Genomic DNA, 24,657 nt, shown 5'->3' with positions numbered 1-24,657 from the left:
GATGGACAACGATCTGCTGGTCAGCAAGACGGGCACCATCGAGCGCTGCATCAAGCGTGCCCGCGACGAGTACGAGAAGGACCCGACCACCTTCGTGGGCGACATCACGCGCCAGGACGCGGCCACGCTGAACGTGATCCGCGCCTGGGAAGCGGCGGTGGAGATGGGCGATTACGTGCTGGCCCACGCCGGCCTGGGCCCGGCCCACGACGAGCGCGAGGTGATCTCGCTGCTGGAAGAAAACGGCTGGCTGGACCCTGCCCTGGGCGAGGACCTGAAGCGCACCGGCGAATTCTGCCGCGCCGACTGGGACTACCAGGCCTCGCCGCTGCCGGCCCTGGTCACCATCATCAAGCGCGGCCTCGACGATTTCGACGCCTATGCGCGGGCCTTGCTGGCGCGCGCCGCCGAAACACCGGCTGCGCCTTCCGACGATACGCCATCCCCGGGCGATCCCGCCATCTGATTGCTGCATCGCGCCATCGATGTTTGCCTAACTGGTATCATGCCCGCTTTCATGGACCGGACAACACAAGAACATGAGCCAACCGACCAACCTGCCCTCCTTCTGGAGCCGGCTTTCCCTCGCCTTCGGCGCCTTCTTCAAGACCCTGGGCGACGCCGAATTCGCCGCGCGCGTGCGCGATGACCAGATCGGCCCGATCGCCGCGCCCGTAGCGGCGCCCGCACCCGCGCCGGCGCCTGCACCGACACCTGCGCCCACCGCGGCCCCGCTGCGCGTGGCAACGCCCGACGCCGCCCTGCAGCTGCTGTCCCTGCTGCAGCGCGAAGCCCGCCTGATCGACTTCGCCAACGAGAACATCACCGTCTACAGCGACGCCGACATCGGCGCCGCCGCCCGCGTCGTGCACGAAGGCTGCGCCCGCGTGCTGCGCGAGCACTTCACCATCGAACCGGTGCGCGCCGAACTCGAAGGCGCGCGCCTCACCCTGCCGGAAGGCTTCGACGCCGCCAGCGTGCGCCTGACCGGCAACGTGGTCGGCAAGGCGCCGTTCACCGGCACCCTGAGCCACCGCGGCTGGCGCGCATCGAAGGTGAGCCTGCCGCAGCTGGCCGACAAGCACGACGCCAGCATCATCGCGCCGGCGGAGGTGGAGCTGTGAGCGCAAATATGGAAACGATGGAAACCGCGCGCTACGCGATCGGCATCGACCTCGGCACCACCCACAGCGCCCTCTCCTACGTCGACCTGCAGGCCAGCGACGGCGAGAAGGCCGACCAGGGCGTGCTGCCGATTCCGCAGCTGAGCGGCCCCGGCACCGTCGAGGCGCTGCCGCTGCTGCCCTCCTTCATGTACCTGCCACACCCGGACGAACTGGCGCAGGGCGAGCTGGCCCTGCCCTGGACCGATGGGCAAGCAGCGCCCGTGGTTGGCGAAATGGCGCGTAGCCGCGGCGCCGGCACCCCGATCCGCCTCGTCTCCTCGGCCAAGAGCTGGCTCTCGCACCCGGGCGTGGACCGCCGCGCCGCGATCCTGCCGTCGGACGCCCCGGAAGAAGTCGAGCGCGTCTCGCCGCTGGCCGCATCGACCCGCTACCTCGAGCACATCCGCAATGCCTGGAACGCCGCGCATCCGGAAGCGCCCTTCGACCAGCAGGCCGTCACCGTGACCATTCCGGCTTCCTTCGATCCGGTGGCGCGCGAGCTGACCGCCGAGGCGGCGCGCGACGCCGGCTACAACGCACCGACCCTGCTCGAAGAACCGCAGGCGGCCCTGTACAGCTGGATCCAGGGCAGCGAAGGCCGCTGGCGCAAGCAGGTCAAAGCCGGCGACATCGTGCTGGTGGTCGACGTCGGCGGCGGCACCAGCGACTTCTCGCTGATTGCCATCCTCGAACGCGAGGGCAACCTGGAACCGCACCGCGTGGCGGTCGGCGACCATATCCTGCTGGGCGGCGACAACATGGACCTCGCGCTGGCGCACCTGGTGGCGAGAAAACTGCAGGCCAACGGCACCCAGCTCGACGCCTGGCAGATGCGCGCCCTGACCTACGCCTGCCGCGGCGCCAAGGAGCACCTGCTGGCCGACGCGAATGCCACCACCTGGCCGATCGTGGTGCCGAGCCGCGGCTCGAAGCTGATCGGCGGTTCGATCCGCACCGAACTCACGCGCGACGAAGTCACCGCCTTCATCACCGACGGCTTCTTCCCGCGCGTGGAAGCGAGCGCGCGCCCGGCCGTGCGTACGCGCGCCGGCCTGACGCAACTGGGCCTGCCCTACGCGCAGGATGCCGCGGTCACCCGCCACCTGGCCGCCTTCCTGGCGCGCCAGGCCGGCGCCACCGCGGAGCTGGAAGGCTTCAGCGGCAAGGTCAATCCTGAGCACAGCTTCCTGCATCCGACCGCGGTGCTGTTCAACGGCGGCGTGTTCAAGTCCGACATCCTGGCCCAGCGCGTGATGGACACCATCAACGACTGGCTGTACATGGAAGGCGCGGAACCGGCGCGCATGCTGGAAGGCGCCGATCTCGACCTGGCGGTGGCGCGCGGCGCGGCCTATTACGGCTATGCGCGGCGCGGCGGCGGCGTGCGCATCCGCGGCGGCACGGCCCGTTCCTACTACGTCGGCGTGGAATCGTCGATGCCGGCCATCCCCGGCATGGACCCCCCGATTACCGCCCTGTGCGTGGCGCCCTTCGGCATGGAAGAAGGCAGCGAGCTGGAACTGCCGGGCCAGGAATTCGGCCTGGTGGTCGGCGAACCGGTGCACTTCCGCTTCTTCGGTTCGACCGTGCGCCGCCAGGACCGCATCGGCGAAGTGCTGGAGTTCTGGGGCCCGGACGAACTGCAGGAACTGAACGAAATCCAGGCCGAGCTGCCTGCCGAAGGCCGCACCCCGGGCGACGTGGCCCAGGTCAAGCTGCACGCGCTGGCCACCGAGGCTGGCACGCTGGAGCTGATCGCGGTCTCGCGCGAAGGCCAGCGCTGGAAGGTCGAGTTCGACGTCCGCGCCACCGAGCAGCATTAAAGCGCTCGTGGGCACATCGGCAGCAGCGCCGGCTTGGCTGGTCGGCATCGACCTCGGCACTACCAACACGGTGCTCGCCTACGCGGCGCCGGGCATGCAGCAGGTCGAGACTTTCGCCATCGAACAGCTGGTGGCGCCCGGCGAAGTGGCGCCGGCGCCGCTGCTGCCCTCCGCCCGCTACCATCCGGCGGCGGGCGAACTGCCTGCCGGCGCGCTGCAGCTGCCCTGGTCAGCCGCGCCTGTGCCCGGCGATGTGTCCGGCGATCTGGCCGGCGTATCCGATGCCGTGGTCGGCCGGCTTGCCCGCCTGCTGGGCGCCCACACTCCTGGTCGGTTAGTTGCATCTGCCAAGAGCTGGCTGTCCCATCACGGGGTCGACCGCACTGCTCCCATCCTGCCCTGGGGCGCGCCCGAGGAGGTGCCCAAGGTCTCGCCGCTGGCCGCCAGCGCCAGCTACCTCGCCTATCTGCGCGCGGCCTGGAACGCGCGCCATCCCGATCATTTACTGGAAAAGCAGGACCTGGTCCTGACCGTTCCCGCCTCCTTCGATGAAGGCGCGCGCGCTTTGACCCTGGAAGCGGCGCGCCTGGCCGGCCTGCCCTCCTTGCGCCTGCTGGAAGAGCCGCAGGCCGCGCTTTACGACTGGCTGCAGCGCCACCGCGATACCCTGGTCGAGGAACTCGCGGCCTCGCGCCTGGTGCTGGTCGCCGACGTCGGCGGCGGCACCACCGACTTCAGCCTGGTCAAGGTGGAACTCGAAGACGGCGTCCCCAAGCTGAGCCGCATCGGCGTCGGCAACCACCTGATCCTGGGCGGCGACAATATGGACCTGGCGCTGGCCCACCTGGTCGAATCGCGCCTCGCCTCGCAAGACGGTCAGCAAAGCCAGCAACGCCTGTCGGCCGCCCGCCTGGCCCAGCTCACGGAGCGCTGCCGCGCGGCCAAGGAACAGCTGCTGGCGCCGGATGCGCCGGAACGGGTCAACGTGACCCTGCTGGGCAGCGGCTCGCGTTTGATCGGCGCCAGCCGCAGCGTCCCACTTACGCGCGAAGACATCACGCGCATCGTGCTGGACGGCTTCTTCCCGCTCAACGAAGCACAGGACGGCGCCAGGCGCGCACGCGCCGGCATCGTCGAATTCGGCCTGCCCTACGCCAGCGATCCGGCCATCACGCGCCACCTGGTCGACTTCCTGCGCCAGCATGCGCAAGCCGCGCGCGAAGCGCTCGGTATCGACGACGACGACAGCCTGCCCGTCCCGGACACGCTGCTGCTGAACGGCGGCGTCTTCCGCGGCGCACCGCTGGCGCAGCGCCTGGCCGACACCTTGTCGGCGTGGCGCGGCGCATCCATTCGCGTGCTGCACAACCTCGACCCTGACGTCGCCGTGGCGCGCGGCGCGGTCGCCTACTCGCTCGCGCGCCAGGGCCTGGCCCCGGCCATCGAGAGCGGCTCGGCGCGCAGCTACTTCCTGCTGCTGGACGACGCCCTGCAGGCCGGCCGCCTGAACGCCGTCTGCCTGCTGCCGCGCGGCGAAAAGCCCGGGGTCGAAGTGCGCCTGACGGAACGCAGCTTCGGCCTGAGATTGGGACGGCCGGTGCGCTTCCACCTGGTCTCGACGACCGCCGATCCGCAGGGCGCGCCGCCGCGGCCGGGCGAGCTGCTCGCGCTGGACCCGGCGGAGGTCGTGCGCCTGCCGGCCATCGCCACCGTGCTGCGCGCGCAAACGGCGGGGACGAAGAACGAGATGCCGGTGCAGCTGGCGGCCTCGCTGTCCGAGGTCGGCACGCTGGAAGTGCATTGCGTGGCCGAGGATGGCAGCGGCCAGCGCTGGAAGCTCGAGTTTCAACTGCGCGGCGCGGAAGACCAGACGGAAGATGAAGACGCAGGCGATAGCGCCGTGCCGGCCCGCCTCATTGAGGCCCTGCAGCGCATCGACCGCATCTTCGGCAGCCGCAACCAGCAGGTCGAAAGCCGCGAAGTGCGCCAGCTGCGCGGCACGCTCGAACACCTGCTCGGCTCGCGCGAACGCTGGGAGACGCCGCTGCTGCGCCGCCTGTTCGACGCGCTGATGGAGCGCGCCAAGGGCCGGCGCAGATCAAGCGAACACGAACGCGTGTGGCTCAACCTGGCCGGCTGGTGCCTGCGCCCCGGCTTCGGCCATCCGCTCGACGAGTGGCGCATCGAGCAGCTGTGGGCCCTGTTCGACACCGGCGTCCAGTACCACAAGGACAGCCAGGTGCGCGCCGAATGGTGGACCCTGTGGCGGCGCGTGGCCGGCGGCCTCGCCCTTGAGGCGCAACTGCGCCTGCTCGACGACTTCGCCTTCAACCTGCAAGCCGAACCCGCGGACCGCGCCAAGCGTCCCATCACCCTGGTCGACGGCAGCGAGGACGACATGCTGCGCCTGGGCGCCTCGCTCGAACGCATCCCCTCCGCTTACAAGGTGGAGATCGGAGACTGGATGCTGCAGCAGATCATGGCGATTCCGCCCTCGCCCAAACCCGATCCGAAGACCGCCGCCACCTACGCCCGCTACCTGTGGGCCCTGGCGAGGGTCGGCGCGCGCCAGTCGCTGCAATCCAGCGCCCACGAAGTCGCGACCATCGCAGCGGCCGAGCGCTGGCTGGAGATCCTGATGCAGCTGGACTGGAAGCGCATCGAGCCGGCCGGCTTTGCCGCCGCCCACATCGCGCGCAAGACCGGCGACCGCTCGCGCGACATCGGCGAAGCCTTGCGCCAGCAGGTGCTGCACAAGCTGGGCGCCAGCGGCGCGCCTGCCAGCTGGGCGGCGATAGTGCGCGAGGTGGTCGAGCTGGACCAGGCCAGCGCCACGCGCATGTTCGGGGATGCGCTACCGCCGGGACTGAAGCTCTTGCGCTGAAAGCAATAACTTCTTGTCAACAGCAGTTTATAGTGCTAACTTGTGGCAAATCCGATCGCCACACACGCCCACTAAAAATTGCCAGGACCCTGTGAAACGCGCATTTCCCCATCCATCGATTCACATAAACGTCCTCACCGCAGCCGTCGCCGCCGCCTTGTCCATGACCATGGCCGCCGTCCCCGCGCATGCCCAGCAATCCGCGATCGGCAAGGATGCGAAGGACAACAAGACCCAGCAGGTCGAGGTGCGCGGCTCGCTCGAGGCCTACGATCCGCGCCGCGACGACACCGCCAGCAAGATCGTGGTCAACCGCGACGAGATCGTCAAGTACGGCGATACCAATCTGCTCGATGTGCTCAAGCGCGTGCCTGGCGTGACGGTGAGCGGCAACGGTGGGCGCGGCAGCGAAGTGCGCATGCGCGGCCTGGGCGCCGGCTACACGCAGATCCTGCTCAATGGCGATAGAACCCCGCCCGGCTTCACCCTCGATTCGCTGGCCCCGGACCTGATCGAGCGCATCGAGGTGCTGCGCGCCGCCACCGCCGAATACTCGACCCAGTCGATTGCCGGCACCATCAACATCGTGCTGAAGAAGACGGTCAAGGCCGGGCAGCGCGAGCTGAAACTCGGCTACTCCCATGCCCGCGACTTCATGGGGCCGAACGCCAACCTGCAACTGGCCGACAAGGCGGGCCGGCTGGCCTGGTCGGTCACGGCCAATGTCAGGCACGAGCATTATTCGCGCACGGTGCACAACGTCGAAGGGCATGCCGATGCATCCGGCATCGAAGACGGCCTGCGCCTGGCACGCCTGCCCGAGAGCGGGCGCATCACGATGCTCAACCTGAGCCCGCGCCTGATCTGGACCCTTGCGAACGGCGACTCGCTGGTCTTCCAGACCCTCGCCAACTTCAACCATTTCGAGAACGGCGTCCACACGCTGGTCGACACGGAACTGGGCCCGCCGCCGCCCTATCCGGACCTGGTCCAGACCACGAGCAGCATCCAGAGGCTGCTGCGCCAGGAAGTCAACTGGACGCACAAATACGACTCCGGCGCAAAGCTCGACGCCAAGCTGGTCGCCACCGCCGGCAACAACCCTCTCTCGACGTATCGCACTGCCGCGGCTACGGGTGCGAATGCGCTGCGTGAACTGGTCCAGTCGCATAACAGCGTGCACGGCCTGAGCACGACGGGCAAGTTCACCAGCGCCAGCCGGGAAGGCCATGCGCTCGCCTTCGGCTGGGACGGCGGCGAGCTGACCTCACCCGATTCGCGCCGCGTCCGCGACTACCAGCAGCCCGACGTGGTGCCGCCGGGCGGCGACGAGTCCTACACCGCCAATGTGACGCGCCTGGCCGTGTATGGCCAGGATGAGTGGAACGTGACGCCGCAGTGGTCGGTCTACCTGGGCGCGCGCTGGGAAGGCATCCGGACCCGGGTCGAGGGCAATACCTTCGCGACCGTGCACAAGCGCTCGAGCGTGCTGAGTCCCTTGTTCCAGACCCTGTACAAGCTTCCCGATACGAAGGGCGACCAGCTGCGCTTCGCGCTCACCCGCACCTACCGCGCGCTTCCTGTGCAAAGGCTGGTCCCGCACCGCTTCACCTCGGCCAACAACAGCCAGACCGATCCCGATTCGATCGGCAACCCGAACGTGAAGCCGGAGCTGGCGCTCGGCGTCGACGCCGCCTGGGAGCATTACTGGGCCGAGGGCGCGCTGGTATCGATCAGCGCCTCGGCCCGCAACATCGACAACAACCTGCGCAACCAGACCGTGTTGGAAGGCAGCCGCTGGGTGTCGCGTCTCATGAACACCGGCCGTGCGCGCACGCGCGGGCTCGAGCTCGAGGCCAAGTTCCCGCTGAAGGCCGTGATCGACACCACCACCTCCCTCGACTTGCGCGCCAGCCTGTCGCGCAACTGGTCGAACGTCGACGGGATCCCCGGACCGCACAACCGCCTGATGGACCAGACCCCGCTGTCGGCCACGCTGGGCGCCGACTACAAGCTCGGTGCATTCAGCCTAGGGGGCAGCTTCGTTTTCAAGAACGGCGGCGAGGTGCGCGTGTCGGCCAACCAGGTCAGCTACGAGAGCGTGCGCCGCGATCTCGACCTGTACGCGCTGTGGAAGCTGAACCCCAGGAACCAGCTGCGCCTGGCGGCGTCCAATCTGCTCTGCCAGGACTACATCAGCGAGAACAGCTATACCGTGGCCGGCAGCGGCACCCAGCGCAGCCGCACTGTTTATCCGGGTTCGCCGGTGCTGCGTGCGACGCTGGAGATGAAGTTCTGAGGTCTTTATGGCAGGATTACGTCGATCTCGACCAGCGCCCTGCCTTTCGCCGCATAGCCGAGCTTGGCTGCGGCCACGTACGATAGATCAATGATCCTGTCAGAAAGGAACGGGCCTCGGTCGTTCACGCGAACGATGAGCGTCCGACCGTTCTCGACGTTGGTAACCCTGACATACGACGGGATGGGAAGGACCGGATGCGCAGCCGTGAGCTTCATCACGTCGTAGAGTTCACCGCTTGCCGTCGGCAATCCGTGGTAACGGGTTCCGTACCAGCTTGCCACGCCACGCGCATGGTAGGGCATTAACTTGTTCATCGGCCGGTAGCTATTTCCCATAGCAACATATGGCTTGAGCGTACCGGAGACAAACCGCTCTACCCTGGGTACAGGCTCCTTGACTGCATCAATCTGTGCCTGCGTTACGCCTTTTGGTGGACCATCGTTGAGGTAGTACCGCCCACCAGCTTTCGTTGGCTGAACTTTTGGTGTAGAGCAGGCTACAAGAGACAGCGCCAACACAGCTATCAGCCCTGGTGTTGAACAGATAGGTAAAATGCTTCTCATCGTTGCTTTCCGTTGGCAAACACTGCAAGGCTCAGGCCGAGCTTGTGGATCATACATGCGGAACGGCAAAACAGAAAAGGCGTTCGGCAACGACCAGCTCATCACACCGGTCTTCAGGGACCTCATCCAGAACCCGGACCGCATTCTGCCGCGGCAACAGGAGTGTTGGTAGAAAGCCCTCGATTCGTGTGATCCTGCGGGCTTAAACAGCCGAGCCTTCCCGTTCCCGCGTATAGACCCCGACCGCTTTACCGTATATCTCGGTGTCCGCTTCATAAGCCAGGCCAAGGCGCCTGGCAACGCGCAGCGACGATGCATTGGCTGAAGCGATGAGAGCCCGCACTTTCGGTTCGCGCCGGATCTCGAGCGCATGGTTCACGGCTGCCGCCGCCGCTTCGTTCGCGAATCCCCGGCCCCCAAAGGCACGCCAGGTATTCCAGCCAAGCTCCATCACCGTCGATTCCTCGCGAAAGAACGCGCCAACAGTTCCGACGACTTGACCGGTCTCCTTTTCCTCGACAGTCCACCATCCGGCGCCATGCAGGAGCCACAGTCCTGCCTGTGAACAGAAGATGCGCCATGCGGCATGGCGGTCGGACGGGCCGAGGTGGGCCGAGCTGACAGGGTCGGCCAAATGCGCTGCGAATAGCTCGAAGTCCTCCCGCCGATATTCACGAAGCAGGAGTCGTTCCGTGTGAAGGTAGGGGACAGAGGTGATGAACTCGCTATTCATGCGCTGAATTCCATGTTCGGGTGCCAGCACCAAGTGTACGGGTATTATTGCTCACATAACAAGTACGATGTGTTGTCAATCCTTCCATGCGCCCGCTCAGCGCATGCCGACCTGCCGCGCCCTGAACAGCGGGCCGCATTGCTCCCTGGCTTTCCCACGTCACTCCAAATGACCAATTGCAGAAGAAATATCTAACATTAACAATTAGTTAGCTATTCGTTACGTGATGTGTCGCGTATTTGCATACACAAGTCACAAATGCTGCGATAAGTGCTTGCGCTACAGCAACACTCTCTGCAATGATCTGCCCTGTAGGATATTTCCTACGAGCAAACACTATTTGCACGCCCCCATATTGACTCACTTACGGAGCGACGCGTCATGCGCCAACGCCCCCTGCACGCCTTTTATCCCTTGTTCGTGGCAGCCGCCGCAAGCTGCGCCATCGTGCCGCTGGCCGGCTGGCACTGGCATGGCTGGCTGATCGCCGCGGCCCTTCTCGCGGCCGGCGCGGCTGCCGCGCTGTTCGCGCCGAAAGACTCGGCGCCCGCGGCAAGCGCGGATGGCTACCTGGCCAGCCGCCAGCAGTTCGGTGAACAGGTCGCCGGCGTCTGGACCTCGCACATCGACGCCTCGCGCTCGCAGATGGAGACGGCGGTGGTGGCGCTGGTCGAACGCTTCTCCAGCATCGTCATCAAGCTCGAACAGGCGCTGGCGGCGTCCGGCGCGGCGCGCCAGCATGAAGGCGGCGACCTGGTCGACGTGTTCGCCGCCAGCGAGAAGGAATTGCGCTCGCTGCTGGACATGCTGGCCAGCGCCGCCGCCAGCAAGCAGCAGATGGTCGGCAAGATCGAAGGCCTGCAGCAGATCACCGCGCAGTTGCAGGAAATGGCGGCGGACGTCGCCAGCATCGCCTGGCAGACCAATTTGCTGGCCCTGAACGCGGCCATCGAGGCGGCGCGCGCCGGCGAGGCGGGACGCGGCTTCGCCGTGGTCGCCAACGAAGTGCGCACCCTGTCCAACCGTTCCGCCGACGCCGGCAAGCACATCGCCCAGCAGGTCGGCCAGATCAGCGCCGCGATCGACGCCACCTGCAAGGCCGCCGGCGAATCGATGCGCGCCGAGACCTGCGCGGTGCAGGCATCGGAAGCGAAGATCGGCGGCGTGCTGTCCTCGCTGCGCGGCGTGACCGACGCGCTGGTGCAGTCCTCCGACCTGCTGCAGCGCGAGAGCGCCGGCATCCAGGCCGAAGTCGGCGATGCCCTGGTCCAGCTGCAGTTCCAGGACCGCGTCAGCCAGATCCTGTCGCACGTCCAGCAGAACATCGCGCGCCTGCCGTCCTACCTGGACGAGCACGCGCGCCAGTCGAGCGAGGCGATGCAGCCCATCGACGCGCGCGCGCTGCTGGCCGAACTCGAAAGCACCTACGCGATGGCCGAAGAACATTCGCTCCACCGCAGCAACCCGCAGCCTGCGCCGCAGCAGGCCGAAGAAATCACCTTTTTCTAGGAATAACAATGGCAAAAACCATCATGGTGGTGGACGACTCGATCTCGATCCGCCAGGTCGTCGGCATCGCGCTCAGGCAGGCGGGGTATGAAGTCATCGAGGCCTGCGACGGCAACGATGCCCTGGTCCGCCTTGGCGCCCTGGGCGGCCAGAAGGTCAACCTGATCATCAGCGACGTCAACATGCCGAACATGGACGGCATCGCCTTCGTGCGCGAACTGAAGACCCGCCCGGCCTACAAGTTCACGCCGGTGCTGATGCTCACCACCGAATCGCAGGAAGAGAAGAAGGAACAGGGCAAGGCCGCCGGCGCGCGCGCCTGGATGGTCAAGCCCTTCAAGCCGGAAGCCCTGCTGGCGGCGGTCCAGAAGCTGACGATGGGCTGATCATGCGGGTCGAAGGCGAGATGACGATTTACCGCGCCGCGGAGCTCAAGCCCGCGCTGCTGGACGCCGTGCGCGCGCTTGAGGCGCCGGCGCTCGACCTGTCCGCCGTGACCGAATTCGACAGCGCCGGCCTGCAGCTGCTGCTGATGGCGCGCCAGGAAGCAGCCCGCCTCGGCAAGCGCCTGGCGGTGCCTGCCGCCAGCGCCGCCGTGCACGACGTGTTCGCCCTGCTCGGCATGGACCTCGACGGAGCCGCGGCATGAATATCGACCAGGTGATGCATACCTTCATTGCCGAGAGCCGCGAGCTGCTCGAGCAGATGGAGAACGCGCTGCTGGCGGTCGCCCATGACGGCTCCGATGCCGTCAACGCGATCTTCCGCGCGGCCCACACCATCAAGGGTTCGGCCGGCATGTTCGGCCTCGACCCGGTGGTCGAGTTCACCCACGTGGCCGAGAGCGTGCTGGACAAGGTGCGCGACGGCCACGTTCCCGTCACCGATGAACTGGTGGCGCTGCTGCTGGCATGCTGCGACCATATCGGCGCGCTGGTCGACGCCGTCGAACGCGGCATGCTGGACCGGGATGCATCGCTGATCGAAACCGGCGGACCGCTGGTCGCCGCGCTGCAGGGCTACCTGGATGGCGGCGGCGCGCCCGCCGTCACGGCCGCGCTGCAAGCAGCACCGGCGCAGCTTGCCGAAGGCATGCAGGAATGGGACATCAACCTGCGCTTCGGCGCCGACGTCCTGCGCAACGGCATGGACCCGCTGTCCTTCATCCGCTACCTGTCCCAGCTGGGCAGCATCACGCGCCTCGAACTGCAAGCCGACCGCCTGCCGGCCGCCGACGAATTCGATCCCGAATCCTGCTACCTCGGCTTCGCGATCGGCTTCGCCAGCAGCGAACCGCAAGCCACCATCGATGGCGTGTTCGACTTCGTGCGCGACGACTGCGAGATCCGCATCGCGCCGGTGGCCGTGAAGGAAATGGCGCCCGCACCTGCGCCAGTCGAAGCGCCGGCCGCCGAAGCGCCGGCGCCCGTCCGCGAGCGCCAGGCCAGGGAAGGCAAGCCGCAGCAGGAAAAGCGCAGCGTGCGCGTCGACGCCGACAAGCTCGACCGCCTGATCGACCTGGTGGGTGAACTGATCATCGCCGGCGCCCGCACCAGCCTGGTGGCGCGCCGCGTGCAGAACCCGGAACTGCTGGAATGCACCTCGACCCTGTCCGGCCTGGTCGAAGAGGTGCGCGATAGCGCGCTGCAGCTGCGCATGGTGAAGATCGGCGCCACCTTCAACCGCTTCCAGCGCGTGGTGCACGACGTCTCGCGCGAGCTGGACAAGGACATCCGCCTGCAGGTGAACGGCGAGGACGCGGAACTGGACAAGACCGTGGTCGAGAAGATCGGCGACCCGCTGACCCACCTGGTGCGCAATGCGATGGACCACGGCATCGAGCCGGCCGACGTGCGCGTCGCGCGCGGCAAGCCGGCACATGGCACCGTGTCGCTGAACGCCTACCACGACTCCGGCAGCATCGTGATCGAAGTGGCCGACGACGGCGGCGGCCTGAAACGGGAGCGCATCCTGGCCAAGGGCATCGAACGCGGCCTGGCCGAGCCTGGCCGGACCTACACCGACCGCGAAATCTTCAACATGATCTTCCAACCCGGCTTCTCGACCGCCGAGCAGGTGACCAACCTGTCCGGCCGCGGGGTCGGCATGGATGTCGTCAAGCGCAACATCGTCGCCCTGCGCGGCAGCGTGGAGATTTCCAGCAGTGAAGGCGTGGGCACCACGGTCACCGTGCGCCTGCCGCTGACGCTGGCGATCATCAACGGCTTCCAGGTCGGCGTCGGCAAGTCGACCTTCGTGATCCCGATGGAGATGGTCGAGGAATGCATCGAATTCCGCGAGCAGCCCGGCTGCGACTGGGTCGACCTGCGCGGCCATCCCCTGCCCTACCTGCGCCTGCGCGAGCGCTTCGGGCTGGAAGGCGTGCCGGGGCGGCGCCAGAGCATCGTCGTGGTGCGCTACGGCAGCCGCCGCGCCGGCCTGGTCGTCGACAACCTGCTCGGCGAATTCCAGACCGTGATCAAGCCGCTCGGCAAAGTGTTCGCCGGCGCGCGTTTTTTATCCGGTTCCTCGATCCTCGGCACCGGCGAGGTGGCGCTGATCCTCGACATGGCCGCCATGTTTACTTCCTTATCTGATCTGGAGAGCCATCGTGCTTAAGAATCTGAAAATCGGTATCCGCCTGGGCCTTGGCTTCGGTCTGGTACTGTTGTTATTGCTGGCCATCTCCATGCTGGGCGTCAGCCGCATGGAGGCCATGAACAAGGCTACCGTGACCATCACAACGGATGCATATCCGAAGGTCGTGCTGATCAAGGACCTGATCCGCGACGTGACCGATGCGCCACGCCAGATGCGTGGCATGCTGCTCACCAACGACGAGAGCGAAGTGGATCGCTACCGCAAGGTGATCGATAAGCTGCGCGGCGACATGGCCGACCGTCTTGCCGACCTGAACAAGGTAGTAGCCAGCGAGACTGGCAAGAAGCTGCTCAAGCAGATCGCCGATAAGCAGGCTACGCTCGATCCGATCTACAACCAGTTCTACGGCTTGGTGCGCAGCGACCATCAGCGCGCGGCAGACATGATCACCAAGGAAGTCATTCCCCACAACCGCGAGCTGACCGACGCCGCCAACCAGCTGGCAAAGCACCAGGGCGAGAAGATGCAGTCGCTGGCCGAGGAAGCAGCTCACACCTATGCCGAAACGCGCCAGCTGGTGATCGGCATCACCGCCGGCGCCGCGCTGCTGGCGCTGCTGATTGCTACGATGATCACCCTGTCCGTGACCCGCCCGCTGCGCCAGGCCGTGGCGGCGGCCGACTGCCTGGCCGCCGGCGACCTGACCGTGGAGATCCAGGCCAACTCGCGCGACGAAGCCGGCCAGCTGCTGGCCGCGATGAAGAACATGATCGCGAAACTGACCCAGGTGGTCGGTGAAGTCAACGGCAGCGCCCACTCGCTGGCCTCGGCTTCGGAAGAAGTCAGCGCCACCGCGCAGTCGCTGTCGCAGGCGGCGTCCGAACAGGCTGCCGGCGTCGAAGAGACCAGCGCCTCGCTGGAACAGATGACGGCCTCGATTTCGCAAAACACCGAGAACGCCCGCGTCACCGACGGCATGGCCGGCCAGGCGGCGCGCGAAGCGGCCGAAGGCGGCGAAGCGGTCAAGGCCACCGTCACCGCGATGAAGCAGATCGCCAGGCAGATCGGCATCATCGACGACATCGCCTACCAGACCAACCTGCTGGCACTGAATGCCGCGATCGAAGCGGCGCGCGCCGGCGAGCACGGCAAAGGCTTCGCCGTCGTGGCGGCCGAGGTGCGCAAGCTGGCCGAGCGCAGCCAGGTGGCGGCGCAGGAGATCGGCGAAGTCGCGACCAGCAGCGTCGAACTGGCCGAGCGTGCCGGTTCGCTGCTGGACCGCATGGTGCCGAACATCCGCAAGACTTCGGACCTGGTCCAGGAAATCACGGCGGCGTCGGAAGAGCAGTCGGCCGGCGTCGGCCAGATCAACGCGGCGGTAAGCCAAATGAGCCAGACCACCCAGCAGAACGCATCCAGCTCGGAAGAACTGGCGGCAACCGCCGAAGAGATGAGCAGCCAGGCCGAGCAACTGCAGGCGGCCATGGCCTTCTTCCGCCTGAACGGCATGGGCGGCATGGCCGGCGCGCAGCCGCGCAAGCCATCCGGCCGCGCACCCGCACAACGCATGACGTCGGCGCCGAAACGCCAGGGCATCGCCATGCAGAACCCGGCTTTCGCCGCCGAAGCGGGCATCGACGAAACCGACTTCACCCGATTCTGAGAAAACCATGTTCCGTAACCTGAAAGTGAGTACCCGCCTCGCCTTGGGCTTCGGCGTCGTCAGCCTGTTGCTGGCCGCCGTCGTCCTGCTGGGCATCCGCAGCCTGGCCAACGTCAAGGACAACGTCGACGACATGGTCGGCGACAAATATCCAAAGGTCGTCTTGGCCTATGATCTGATCGGCGACCTGCATGACATCGCGATCGCCATGCGTAACATCGTCGTGTCCGGCAGCGCCGATACCACCCGCCGCGAACTGGCACGCATCGAAGAGGCGCGTAAGGAAGTCATCGGCGGCATGGACCAGCTGAAGCAGCGCATCCGCTCCGAGCAGGGCAAGCAGCTGTTCGCGGCCATCGTCGAGGAACGCCAGAAGTACCTGGGCGGCCAGGACCAGTTCGTCCGCCTCGCCAGCGAAGGCAAGACGAACGAAGCGCGCGAGCTGCTGGTGAACCAGGTCGAAGCCCAGCAGGTGGGCTACACCAGGGCGATCGAAAAGCTGATCGCCTACCAGCACTCATTGATGGAAGGCGTGGGCAAGACCACCGGCGCCGAATACAACGAGATCCGCAACGAGCTGGTGGTGCTGGGCGCAGCCGCCGTCCTGATGGGGATCGCGATGGCCTTCTGGATCACCCTGAGCCTGACCCGCACCCTGGGCGGCGAGCCGGCCTATGCGGCCGAGCTGCTCAAGCGCATCGCGGACGGCGACCTGTCCGGCGAAGTCCATACCCGCAAGGGCGACAGCGGCAGCATGCTGTTCGCCGTCGGCCAGATGGTCGGCAAGCTGCGCCAGGTGATCGCCGGCCAGCGCGCCGTGGTGGAAGCCGCCAACCGCGGCAACTTCGACGCCCGCGTCGATACCGCCGGCATGCAGGGCTTCCAGAAAGAGATGGGCGATGGCCTGAACCAGCTGGTGGAGACCACCGGCGCCAGCATCGCCGACGTGGTGCGCGTGATGTCCGCGCTGGCCGAGGGTGACCTCACCACCCGCATCGACAAGGACTACCAGGGCGCCTTCGCGCAGCTGAAGGACTATTCGAACGACACCATGGACAAGCTGTCCCAGGTGGTCGGTGAAGTCAACGGCAGCGCGCAGTCGCTGGCCTCGGCTTCGGAAGAAGTCAGCGCCACCGCGCAGTCGCTGTCGCAGGCGGCGTCCGAGCAGGCCGCCGGCGTCGAAGAGACCAGCGCCTCGCTGGAGCAGATGACCGCCTCGATTTCGCAGAACACCGAGAACGCCCGCGTCACCGACGGCATGGCCGGCCAGGCGGCGCGCGAAGCGGCCGAAGGCGGCGAAGCGGTCAAGGCCACCGTCACCGCGATGAAGCAGATCGCCAGGCAGATCGGCATCATCGACGACATCGCCTACCAGACCAACCTGCTGGCACTGAACGCCGCGATCGAAGCGGCGCGCGCCGGCGAGCACGGTAAAGGCTTTGCCGTCGTGGCAGCCGAAGTGCGCAAGCTGGCCGAGCGCAGCCAGGTGGCGGCGCAGGAGATCGGCGAAGTCGCGACCAGCAGCGTCGAACTGGCCGAGCGCGCCGGTTCGCTGCTGGACCGCATGGTGCCGAACATCCGCAAGACTTCGGACCTGGTCCAGGAAATCACGGCGGCGTCGGAAGAGCAGTCGGCCGGCGTCGGCCAGATCAACGCGGCGGTAAGCCAGATGAGCCAGACCACCCAGCAGAACGCATCCAGCTCGGAAGAACTGGCGGCAACCGCCGAAGAGATGAGCAGCCAGGCCGAGCAACTGCAGCAGGCGATGGCCTTCTTCCGCCTGGATGCGAAGGCCGCCGCGAATGTCCTGCGCAAGCCGGCCGTCGCCGTCCGCCAGACCGCCACGCGCCCGGCACGCCGCGGCGCCGCGCTGCGCCTGGCCGACAGCTTCGCCACCCAGGGCGAGCCTGACGAAAACAACTTCACCCATTTCTGAGCGGGGCGACCATGGAACAGGCTATCAAGCAGTACCTGACCTTCATGCTGGGCGGCGAATCCTTCGGCATCGGCATCATGGCCGTGAAGGAGATCATCGAGTTCGGCGGCATCACCGAAGTGCCGATGATGCCGGACTCGATCCGCGGCGTGATCAACCTTCGCGGCGCGGTGGTGCCGGTGATGGACCTCGCGGCGCGCTTCGGCCGCCCGCAATCGGTCCCGGGCAAGCGCACCTGCATCGTGATCGTCGAACTGGAGCTCGAGGGCGAGCGCCAGGTCACCGGCATCGTGGTCGACGCCGTCAGCGCGGTGCTGGACATCCCGGCATCCGAGATCGAACCGGCGCCCTCCTTCGGCACGCGTATCCGCGGCGACTTCATCGCCGGCATGGGCAAAGTGAACGGCAAGTTCGTGATCCTGCTGAACGTGGAACAGGTGCTGGCGCTGGAAGGCTTGCCGGACCTGGCTGCCGCTGCAGACTCACAGCCCTCCCTGATCGCAGCCTGAGGACAAAGTGCAGCACTGCGCCATCAACGAGAACGAGTTCGCCAGCTTCCGGCGCTTCATCTTCGACATGGCCGGCATCACGATGTCGGAGTCGAAGAAGGCGCTGGTCAGCGGCCGCCTGGCCAAGCGCCTGCAGCACCACGGGCTGCAGACCTACGACGCGTATTTCAAGCTGCTGCAAAGCGGCCAGCACGCGAACGAGGTGCAACTGGCGGTCGACCTCCTGACCACCAACGAGACCTATTTCTTCCGCGAGTCGCGCCACTTCGACCTGCTGCGCGAAGCGGCCGACAACGCGCGTTCCAAGCTGCGCGCAGGCAGCCCGTTCCGCGTGTGGAGCGCGGCCTGCTCGTCCGGCGAGGAGCCCTACAGCATCGCCATGGTGCTGGCCGACGTGCTGGGCAACGCGCCCTGGGAAGTCGTGGCTTCCGACATCAGCACCCGCGTGCTGGAGCGGGCCAGGATCGGCCACTATCCGATGGAGCGGGCCAAGCACGTGACGCAGGATTACCTGAAGCGGTTCTGCCTCAAGGGCATCCGCGAGCAGGCCGGCACGCTGCTGGTGGACAAGGCGCTGCGCCAGCGCGTGCAGTTCCGCCAGGTGAACCTGAATACCGACCTGCCCTCCGACCTCGGCAGCTATGACGTGGTCTTCCTGCGTAACGTGATGATCTACTTTAACGGCGACACCAAGCGCGAGGTGGTCGCCCGCGTGACTTCGCGCATCAAGTCCGGCGGCACCTTCTTCATCGGCCACTCGGAAAGCCTGCACGAGATCAACGACACGCTGAGCACCGTGATGCCCTCGGTCTATCGAAAGTAAAGCGCGTAAATGAAGACGATCAATGTGATGGTGGTGGACGACTCCGCGGTCGTCCGCAAGGTGGTGGGCGCGATCCTGGAAAGCGCGCCCGACATCCACCTGCTGCATGCCGTGTCCGACCCGTTGCTGGCGATCGAGCGCATGAAGCAGCAGTGGCCCGACGTGATCGTGCTGGACGTCGAGATGCCCCGCATGGATGGCATCACCTTCCTGAAGCGGATCATGGCGGAGCGTCCGACCCCGGTCGTGATCTGCTCCACGCTCACCGAAAAGGGCGCCGAGACGACCATGGCGGCGATGGCCGCGGGCGCGGTGTCCATCATCACCAAGCCCAAGCTGGGCTTGAAGGATTTTCTCAACGAGAGCGCGGTCGAACTGGTGGCCGCGGTGCGCGCCGCCAGCCAGGTCAACGTGCGGCGCCTGGCTGCGCGCGTGCCGTCCGCCTCGACGTCGCCGGTCCCCGTTACCGCCAAGCTGAGCGCGGATGCGGTCCTGCCGCCCGCCGCCGAGACACGCGCGACCTTGAAGACCACCGAGCGTGTGGTCGCCATCGGCACTTCCACCGGCGGCACCCTGGCGCTCGAGGAAGTGCTGACGGCGCTGCCGCGGGTCACGCCCGGCATCGTCATCGTCCAGCACATGCCGGAAAAATTCACCGCCGCCTTTGCCGAGCGCCTGAATAAAATCTGCCAGCTCGAGGTCAAGGAAGCGCGCCACGGCGACCGCGTGCACCCCGGCCGCGCCCTGATCGCTCCCGGCGGCCGCCACATGCTGCTGCGCCGCGACGGCGCCAACTACCACGTGGACGTGATCGACGGCCCGCTGGTCAACCGCCACCGTCCCTCGGTGGACGTGCTGTTCCGCTCCGTCGCCAAGCAGGCCGGCGCCAACGCCCTCGGCATCATCATGACCGGCATGGGCGACGACGGCGCGGCCGGCCTGCTGGAAATGCGCAAGGCCGGCGCCCGCACCGTGGCCCAGGACGAGGAAAGCTGCGTGGTCTACGGCATGCCGAAGGAAGCCGTGAAGCGCGGCGGGGTCGAGAAGAGCGTGCCCTTGCAGGCGATTCATCGCGAGATCCTGCAGCAACTGGGCCTGCGCTAGACTTAACGCAGTCGAACGGATCCTTTCAATCGTGCGGCCATGTCCGCGGTGTAGCATGCTCCGCAGGCGACGAACGAGAAAGGACCTGCCATGAACCAGCGCTATCGACCGATCACGCGCCTGGGCCTGGGCGGCACCGGGCTGGGCGACATGTACCACACCACCACCGACGCGGCAGGCCATGCCACCGTCGATGCCGCCTGGGAAGCCGGCATCCGCTACTTCGACACCGCGCCCCACTACGGCGCCGGCCTGTCCGAGCACCGCTTCGGCCAGGCCCTGCGCCGTCGTCCGCGCGAGGAATACACGCTGTCGACCAAGACCGGGCGCCTGCTGGCGCCGCACATGCCGGGCGAGATCGAAGCACCTTTCGTCGGCGCCCTGCCCTTCAGGCGCGTGATCGACTACACCGCCGACGGCGTGCGCCGCTCGGTCGAGGACAGCCTGCAGCGCCTGGCGCTCGGCCACATCGACATCGCCTACGTGCACGACCTCTCGCCCGACATGTTCGGCAGCGAGTTCGAACATCATTACCGCATCGCGGCCGGCAAGGGCGGCGCCTTCGAAGGCATGGTGAAGCTGCGTGAGGAAGGTTCAATCAAGGCCTGGGGCCTGGGCGTGAACACGGTCGAGCCCTGCCTGCGCGCGCTGCGCGATTCCGATCCCGACATCTTCCTGCTGGCGGGGCGCTACACGCTGATGGAAACCACGCCGCTGGCGGAGCTGTTCCCGCTGTGCGCACAGCGCGGCGCCCACGTGGTGCTGGGCGGTCCTTTCAATTCCGGCTTCCTGGCCGGCGGCGAGCACTACGACTACCAGCCGGCCAGGCCGGAGCAGAACGCGCACCGCGAGCGCCTGCGCCAGGTGGCGGCGCGCCACGGCGTGGACCTGCCGGCGGCGGCGCTGCAGTTCGGCGCCGCGCATCCGGTGGTAGCGGCGACCATCCCCGGCGCCAGCAGCCCCGAGCATTTGCGGCGCAATGCGACCCTGATGCACATGGAGATACCGAGCGCGTTCTGGGAAGAGTTACGGAGCGAGGGCCTGGTGCCGGCGGAGGCGCCGCTGCCGCCGCGGAAGGCTGTCGAGCGTTAGCCGGGCTGACTTCGCAATACAGCGAGGTTGTGAAGCAGCCGCTCATGCAGTACCTGTTTCCACTCATGGTCGAGCAAGTCCGCCGCGCCATCGAAGGCGGCGGCAATGCGTTCGAGCAGGGCGTCGAGGTAGGTGACTGCGTCTGCGCCTTTATCGAATCCGAAACGATGTGCGTCAGCCAACACGGCTTCCCTGGAAATGTCGAACCTTCCCATCGATAGCTGCATGTGAAGATGTCCTGGTGTTTCGACCGGATTCGGCACCACATCGAAGGCCGGCGCGAGCCGCCAGCGGCGCTCTTCGCTGCGATAGACGATGGCATGATTGCGCACGTGATCATCGTCGTTGCCGCATACCGCGTTGAACACCATGCGGCCGAACAGTTCGATGCGGTCTTCGGTCGGCGCCCCAGTCAGGCGAAGTTCTTCGGCCAGGCGTGGATAACTCCAGCGGTCGGTTTGCGGCAAGCCTGGATACTCGGCCTGCAGCAGGGACGCAGCGCTTACGCACATATGACGCCGATGGCCGGTCCGGTCGAATCGCAAGACACGCACCGCGTTCCGACCGCCTGCGGCAGGGTGGAAGACTGTTGCGGCAAAATTCAGGCCGCTTGCGGCGCCCCACTGCTGTCCCACATGCTCGAGTAAAGGAATATTGGCGACATCTGTTGCAAGCTCAGGCTTGACCAGCCAGAACTGCCCGCCATCGCCCTGGACGGTGGCTTTCGGCCGCGCCCCTCCTACGCTGACCGTCTGCACGAGCCGGGCACGGATCCTTGCGCGTACAGGAGGGCGGCGTTCCGCAAGCGCTGCCAATTCTTCGACGACCTCATTCAGTTGCGGCAGACTCGGCGTGTTCATCTGTGCCTCCGGCGGCTTGGCGCCGGGACCTACCGCAAGCGCGCCCCAGCGGTCCAGATTGCTGGATTTGAGCAGATATTGCAGCGGCAACGCATCGACAGGTAGATTGTGCTCACGGCGCAGCAAGGCCTGTCCCCATGCATCCGGGCAGGCATCACGCAATACGTCATGCAGGCCCTGATAGCGGGGCGCGATGGCATCCATGCCGGGCAAGAAGGGCAAATTGATCGGGTCGATCGCCCAGACAAATCCCGCGTCTACGTAGGAAGGCGCATACAGGAAATAGCCTGTGCCAGCTGCGTCCATCCTGTAGCGGCCAACCGTGATCCACTCCCCCGTGTCTGGCCGCTGGAGATAGACGTACAGCGGTCTAGAAATACTCGCCATCCTCACCTCCCTGTTCCTGGCGACTCAATCTGACACGCCGGCCGTCGTTGCCCTGCCATAGCTCGACAGGCAATACCGGCGCCGCTTTGTCGACAATGCCGAGCACGAGAAGAGCGGTCAGATAGGCCCCGGCGCCTGCGCCAGGGTCGCCCTTTTCAAGACGAAGCAAAGTTGTCCGGGAAATTCCCATGCGAGTAGATAAATCGGCGATCGTGATACGCTGGCGCAGACGCTGTGTGCGAATGCTCTTTCCCCAGATAGCGAGGCGTTCCTGCACGAGAGTAGGCCAAGTCTCAGTCACGGATAGCTTTTTTGGCATGATTGTTCAGCTCATAGATAGGTCATTATGGCAGATAAAATCATATCTATGGCTATGATATATGGATTAATATGACCATAGATCAGACTTTATGCAACTTAAAATATCATCTATAAGCCTACAATCGTGGCCACAGACTTGAGCTTTATCGATTACATTCTAGAAACCGCCCGTCTGGGCGCGCGCCTGACCTATCGAAAAATGTTCGGCGAATACGCCCTCTACCTGGACGAAAAGGTGGTCGCCTTCGCCTGCGACAACAGCCTCTTCATCAAGCCCTCCGCGGCCGTGAGCAGGCTGGCGCCGGACCTGCCCCAGGGTCCGCCCTACCCGGGCGCCAAGGATTACCCGACCGCCGACGAACTGCTCGACGATCCGGATGCACTGCGCCGCCTGATCGAGGAAACCGCGGCGCTGATGCCGCTGCCGAAGCCGAAAAAGAAAGCGGCGAAGACGGCGGCTGCCGGCAGCTGAGCGCGCACCGGAGCCGCCTCCGGCAAGCCTGCCGGATTTGCGGCATCATCCTTGTTCTCGATATCACACCAACAAGGAGAAGCCGATGACCAGCAGCTCGAACCCCTTCTCGACCTACGTCCCGCCGCGGGTCTGGTCGCCCGCCACGCCGTCGGGCGGCGCCTTCGCCAACATCAACCGTCCGATCGCCGGCGCCACCCATGAGCAGGAACTGCCGGTCGGCAAGCATCCGCTGCAACTGTACTCGCTGGGCACGCCCAACGGCCAGAAGGTCACGATCATGCTCGAGGAGCTGCTGGCCGCCGGCCACACGGGCGCGGAATACGACGCCTGGCTCATCAAGATCAACGAGGGCGCGCAGTTCGGCAGCGGTTTCGTCGGCATCAACCCGAATTCGAAGATCCCGGCCCTGGTCGACCGCAGCGGCGAAAAACCGATGCGCGTGTTCGAATCCGGCGCCATCCTGGTCTACCTGGCCGAGAAATTCGGCGCCTTCCTGCCGCAGGACCTGCCGGCGCGGACCGAGACCTTCAACTGGCTGATGTGGCAGATGGGCTCGGCGCCCTTCGTGGGCGGCGGCTTCGGCCACTTCTACGCCTATGCGCCGGAAAAGCTGGAGTACCCGATCAACCGCTACGCGATGGAAACCAAGCGCCAGCTCGACGTGCTGGACCGCCTGCTGGCCGAGCGCCGCTTCGTCGCCGGCGACGAGTACACCATCGCCGACATGGCGATCTGGCCCTGGTATGGCTTGATGGTAATGGGCGAGCTGTACGAGGCGGGCGAGTTCCTGTCTGTGCACAACTACCAGCAGGTGCGGCGCTGGGCCGACGAGGTGGCGCAGCGCCCGGCGGTGATGCGCGGCCGCAAGGTCAACCGCGTGCGCGGCAAGCCCGAGGAACAGGTGGCCGAGCGCCACGACGCTTCCGACCTCGACTGATTCATTGCCGCCTGTCTAGCTGGCGCGCCCCGGCCGGGGCCGCAGCTAGACTCGGTAAATCGCGCCCGAAGCAGGCCTAGCGGCGCAGCTGCAGCATTGCCGCGCGCAAGCGCGTGTACAGCGTAAAAGCGAGCGAACGGGTCGGAATGCGTTGGGCGTGTGGGCCGGCGTAGTTGCAGCGCTGAGTGACGGGCATGTTGATTGTCTCCAATTTCTTATCAGAATAGTCATGCTGCATGAGCCCTTCTGTGCGGCAACTCGCATAAGGAGAGCACCCGCCACGATTGATGTGTCTCAAACCAGCACAGGCCCTGACTTTTACCCTGATCGGGTTTCGCCCGATAACCATCAACCAGGAGAACCGTCACCATGAGCTATTCGGAACGCGACAAATACGGCATGTACAAGGACACCGCCGGCCACGCCGGTCCCGGCCCTTCCCTGATGGGCGCCGACACCCTGCTCGGCGACGGCGTCGTCAATGCCGGCAACGAGGACCTGGGCGACATCAAGGAGATCATGCTCGACATGAACACCGGCCAGGTGGCCTATGCGGTGCTGGCCTTCGGCGGCTTCCTCGGCATGGGCGAAAAGCTGTTCGCCGTGCCCTGGCAGGCCCTGCACCTGGACACCGTCAACAAGCGCTTCGTGCTGGACGTCGAGAAGGAACGCCTGAAAAACGCGCCCGGCTTCAACAAGGACGCCTGGCCCAACATGGCCGACGAGCAGTGGGCGCACTCGGTCCACAGCTTCTACGGCACTGACCCGAACCGCAGCGGTGCGCCCAGCATGGGCCCCGACGTGGCGATGCGCGGCATGCCGGGCGGCGCCGGTTCGATGTCGGGGATGGGCGCGGGCATGGGCGGACTGGGCGCCGGCCATGCGGGCGGTACGGGCACCACGGGCGCGGGGGTGGCCTCGGGAGTGGGCGGCGGCGCGGGCGCGGGGGATCTGGGCTCGGGCAGCGCC

At 66.3% G+C, this 24,657-nt stretch carries 22 protein-coding genes; 18 read left to right on the top strand and 4 right to left on the bottom strand.

Annotated features, from left to right (window positions below; genetic code table 11):
• Position 1 precedes the first annotated feature (1 nt).
• From LQV39_RS11785 to LQV39_RS11765, 5 genes are all read left to right on the top strand, one after another.
• Complete coding sequence (locus LQV39_RS11785; RefSeq protein ID WP_230025656.1) at positions 2–466, top strand: DUF86 domain-containing protein; 465 nt, start codon at positions 2–4, stop codon at positions 464–466.
• 73 nt (positions 467–539) lie between these two features.
• The gene (locus LQV39_RS11780) at positions 540–1,124 is read left to right on the top strand and encodes a DUF2760 domain-containing protein (protein WP_230025654.1); all 585 of its coding nucleotides are present in this window, start codon (positions 540–542) and stop codon (positions 1,122–1,124) included.
• A 17-nt stretch (positions 1,125–1,141) separates the two neighbouring features.
• Positions 1,142–2,989: an Hsp70 family protein gene (locus tag LQV39_RS11775; protein WP_230026170.1), complete on the top strand. Its 1,848-nt coding sequence runs from the start codon at positions 1,142–1,144 to the stop codon at positions 2,987–2,989.
• 7 nt (positions 2,990–2,996) lie between these two features.
• On the top strand, positions 2,997–5,873 hold the full coding sequence (locus LQV39_RS11770; protein WP_230025652.1) for an Hsp70 family protein: 2,877 nt from the start codon (positions 2,997–2,999) through the stop codon (positions 5,871–5,873).
• A gap of 163 nt (positions 5,874–6,036) precedes the next feature.
• A complete protein-coding gene (locus tag LQV39_RS11765) occupies positions 6,037–8,172 on the top strand; it encodes a TonB-dependent siderophore receptor (protein ID WP_230025650.1) in 2,136 nt (711 codons plus the stop codon).
• Between the two features lie 5 nt (positions 8,173–8,177).
• Here the strand turns inward: LQV39_RS11765 and LQV39_RS26390 are convergent, their stop codons facing one another.
• Both LQV39_RS26390 and LQV39_RS11755 read right to left on the bottom strand, forming a co-directional pair.
• Complete coding sequence (locus LQV39_RS26390; protein WP_290368580.1) at positions 8,178–8,840, bottom strand: septal ring lytic transglycosylase RlpA family protein; 663 nt, start codon at positions 8,838–8,840, stop codon at positions 8,178–8,180.
• Positions 8,841–8,940: 100 nt separating this feature from the next.
• Positions 8,941–9,471, bottom strand: coding sequence for a GNAT family N-acetyltransferase (locus LQV39_RS11755; protein ID WP_230025648.1), 531 nt, complete (start codon positions 9,469–9,471; stop codon positions 8,941–8,943).
• Positions 9,472–9,852: 381 nt separating this feature from the next.
• On the opposite strand from LQV39_RS11755, the gene LQV39_RS11750 reads away from it, so the two are divergent.
• The 10 genes from LQV39_RS11750 (at position 9,853) to LQV39_RS11705 (ending at position 20,708) form a co-directional block, all read left to right on the top strand.
• On the top strand, positions 9,853–10,980 hold the full coding sequence (locus tag LQV39_RS11750) for a methyl-accepting chemotaxis protein (protein WP_230025646.1): 1,128 nt from the start codon (positions 9,853–9,855) through the stop codon (positions 10,978–10,980).
• Between the two features lie 8 nt (positions 10,981–10,988).
• Complete coding sequence (locus LQV39_RS11745) at positions 10,989–11,366, top strand: response regulator (RefSeq protein ID WP_230025644.1); 378 nt, start codon at positions 10,989–10,991, stop codon at positions 11,364–11,366.
• 2 nt (positions 11,367–11,368) lie between these two features.
• On the top strand, positions 11,369–11,629 hold the full coding sequence (locus tag LQV39_RS11740; RefSeq protein ID WP_290368579.1) for an STAS domain-containing protein: 261 nt from the start codon (positions 11,369–11,371) through the stop codon (positions 11,627–11,629).
• Positions 11,626–13,599, top strand: coding sequence for a chemotaxis protein CheA (locus tag LQV39_RS11735; protein WP_230025640.1), 1,974 nt, complete (start codon positions 11,626–11,628; stop codon positions 13,597–13,599). The genes LQV39_RS11740 and LQV39_RS11735 overlap by 4 nt, the downstream gene beginning before the upstream one ends.
• Positions 13,592–15,244, top strand: coding sequence for a methyl-accepting chemotaxis protein (locus LQV39_RS11730; RefSeq protein WP_230025638.1), 1,653 nt, complete (start codon positions 13,592–13,594; stop codon positions 15,242–15,244). The genes LQV39_RS11735 and LQV39_RS11730 overlap by 8 nt, the downstream gene beginning before the upstream one ends.
• Positions 15,245–15,251: 7 nt before the next feature.
• Positions 15,252–17,180: a methyl-accepting chemotaxis protein gene (locus tag LQV39_RS11725; protein WP_230025636.1), complete on the top strand. Its 1,929-nt coding sequence runs from the start codon at positions 15,252–15,254 to the stop codon at positions 17,178–17,180.
• 11 nt (positions 17,181–17,191) lie between these two features.
• Positions 17,192–17,689 (top strand): chemotaxis protein CheW, encoded by a 498-nt coding sequence (locus LQV39_RS11720; RefSeq protein WP_230025634.1) that lies wholly within the window; start codon positions 17,192–17,194, stop codon positions 17,687–17,689.
• Between the two features lie 7 nt (positions 17,690–17,696).
• Positions 17,697–18,512 (top strand): protein-glutamate O-methyltransferase CheR, encoded by an 816-nt coding sequence (locus tag LQV39_RS11715; protein ID WP_230025632.1) that lies wholly within the window; start codon positions 17,697–17,699, stop codon positions 18,510–18,512.
• 9 nt (positions 18,513–18,521) lie between these two features.
• Positions 18,522–19,616 (top strand): chemotaxis response regulator protein-glutamate methylesterase, encoded by a 1,095-nt coding sequence (locus LQV39_RS11710; protein WP_230025631.1) that lies wholly within the window; start codon positions 18,522–18,524, stop codon positions 19,614–19,616.
• A 90-nt stretch (positions 19,617–19,706) separates the two neighbouring features.
• Entirely contained in the window at positions 19,707–20,708 is a 1,002-nt protein-coding gene (locus tag LQV39_RS11705; RefSeq protein ID WP_230025628.1) for an aldo/keto reductase, read from the top strand.
• Here LQV39_RS11705 and LQV39_RS11700 read toward each other — a convergent pair.
• Both LQV39_RS11700 and LQV39_RS11695 read right to left on the bottom strand, forming a co-directional pair.
• Entirely contained in the window at positions 20,705–21,955 is a 1,251-nt protein-coding gene (locus LQV39_RS11700; protein WP_230025626.1) for a type II toxin-antitoxin system HipA family toxin, read from the bottom strand. The two genes, LQV39_RS11705 and LQV39_RS11700, sit on opposite strands and share 4 nt — an antisense overlap.
• Positions 21,939–22,232 carry a helix-turn-helix domain-containing protein gene (locus LQV39_RS11695; protein ID WP_230025624.1) on the bottom strand — a complete coding sequence of 98 codons (294 nt, stop codon included), beginning with the start codon at positions 22,230–22,232 and terminating at the stop codon, positions 21,939–21,941. Before LQV39_RS11695 ends, LQV39_RS11700 begins: the two co-directional genes overlap by 17 nt.
• A 180-nt stretch (positions 22,233–22,412) precedes the next feature.
• Here LQV39_RS11695 and LQV39_RS11690 point away from each other — a divergent pair, with 180 nt between their 5' ends.
• The 3 genes from LQV39_RS11690 to LQV39_RS11680 all read left to right on the top strand — a co-directional run.
• Complete coding sequence (locus LQV39_RS11690) at positions 22,413–22,748, top strand: TfoX/Sxy family protein (protein ID WP_230025623.1); 336 nt, start codon at positions 22,413–22,415, stop codon at positions 22,746–22,748.
• Between the two features lie 85 nt (positions 22,749–22,833).
• On the top strand, positions 22,834–23,688 hold the full coding sequence (gene yghU, locus LQV39_RS11685) for a glutathione-dependent disulfide-bond oxidoreductase (RefSeq protein ID WP_230025622.1): 855 nt from the start codon (positions 22,834–22,836) through the stop codon (positions 23,686–23,688).
• Positions 23,689–24,057: 369 nt separating this feature from the next.
• Positions 24,058–24,657 (top strand): PRC-barrel domain-containing protein (locus LQV39_RS11680; protein WP_230025621.1); only part of this gene is annotated, 600 nt, incomplete at its 3' end.

It is taken from the genome of Massilia sp. Bi118, assembly GCF_918697865.1.
Classification (GTDB): domain Bacteria; phylum Pseudomonadota; class Gammaproteobacteria; order Burkholderiales; family Burkholderiaceae_D; genus Telluria.
Note: the sequence above shows the minus strand (reverse complement) of the source record. Positions and strands in the feature narration are given on the sequence as shown.

Excerpts from the sequence above, each read along its gene's own strand:
- LQV39_RS11785 (WP_230025656.1), top strand. The coding sequence starts at position 2 with ATGGACAACGATCTGCTGGTCAGCAAGACGGGCACCATCGAGCGCTGC.
- LQV39_RS11780 (WP_230025654.1), top strand. The coding sequence starts at position 540 with ATGAGCCAACCGACCAACCTGCCCTCCTTCTGGAGCCGGCTTTCCCTC.
- LQV39_RS11775 (WP_230026170.1), top strand. The coding sequence starts at position 1,142 with ATGGAAACCGCGCGCTACGCGATCGGCATCGACCTCGGCACCACCCAC.
- LQV39_RS11765 (WP_230025650.1), top strand. The coding sequence starts at position 6,037 with ATGACCATGGCCGCCGTCCCCGCGCATGCCCAGCAATCCGCGATCGGC.
- LQV39_RS26390 (WP_290368580.1), bottom strand. The coding sequence starts at position 8,840 with ATGAGCTGGTCGTTGCCGAACGCCTTTTCTGTTTTGCCGTTCCGCATG.
- LQV39_RS11755 (WP_230025648.1), bottom strand. The coding sequence starts at position 9,471 with ATGAATAGCGAGTTCATCACCTCTGTCCCCTACCTTCACACGGAACGA.
- LQV39_RS11750 (WP_230025646.1), top strand. The coding sequence starts at position 9,853 with ATGCGCCAACGCCCCCTGCACGCCTTTTATCCCTTGTTCGTGGCAGCC.
- LQV39_RS11745 (WP_230025644.1), top strand. The coding sequence starts at position 10,989 with ATGGCAAAAACCATCATGGTGGTGGACGACTCGATCTCGATCCGCCAG.
- LQV39_RS11740 (WP_290368579.1), top strand. The coding sequence starts at position 11,369 with ATGCGGGTCGAAGGCGAGATGACGATTTACCGCGCCGCGGAGCTCAAG.
- LQV39_RS11735 (WP_230025640.1), top strand. The coding sequence starts at position 11,626 with ATGAATATCGACCAGGTGATGCATACCTTCATTGCCGAGAGCCGCGAG.
- LQV39_RS11725 (WP_230025636.1), top strand. The coding sequence starts at position 15,252 with ATGTTCCGTAACCTGAAAGTGAGTACCCGCCTCGCCTTGGGCTTCGGC.
- LQV39_RS11720 (WP_230025634.1), top strand. The coding sequence starts at position 17,192 with ATGGAACAGGCTATCAAGCAGTACCTGACCTTCATGCTGGGCGGCGAA.
- LQV39_RS11710 (WP_230025631.1), top strand. The coding sequence starts at position 18,522 with ATGAAGACGATCAATGTGATGGTGGTGGACGACTCCGCGGTCGTCCGC.
- LQV39_RS11705 (WP_230025628.1), top strand. The coding sequence starts at position 19,707 with ATGAACCAGCGCTATCGACCGATCACGCGCCTGGGCCTGGGCGGCACC.
- LQV39_RS11700 (WP_230025626.1), bottom strand. The coding sequence starts at position 21,955 with ATGGCGAGTATTTCTAGACCGCTGTACGTCTATCTCCAGCGGCCAGAC.
- yghU (WP_230025622.1), top strand. The coding sequence starts at position 22,834 with ATGACCAGCAGCTCGAACCCCTTCTCGACCTACGTCCCGCCGCGGGTC.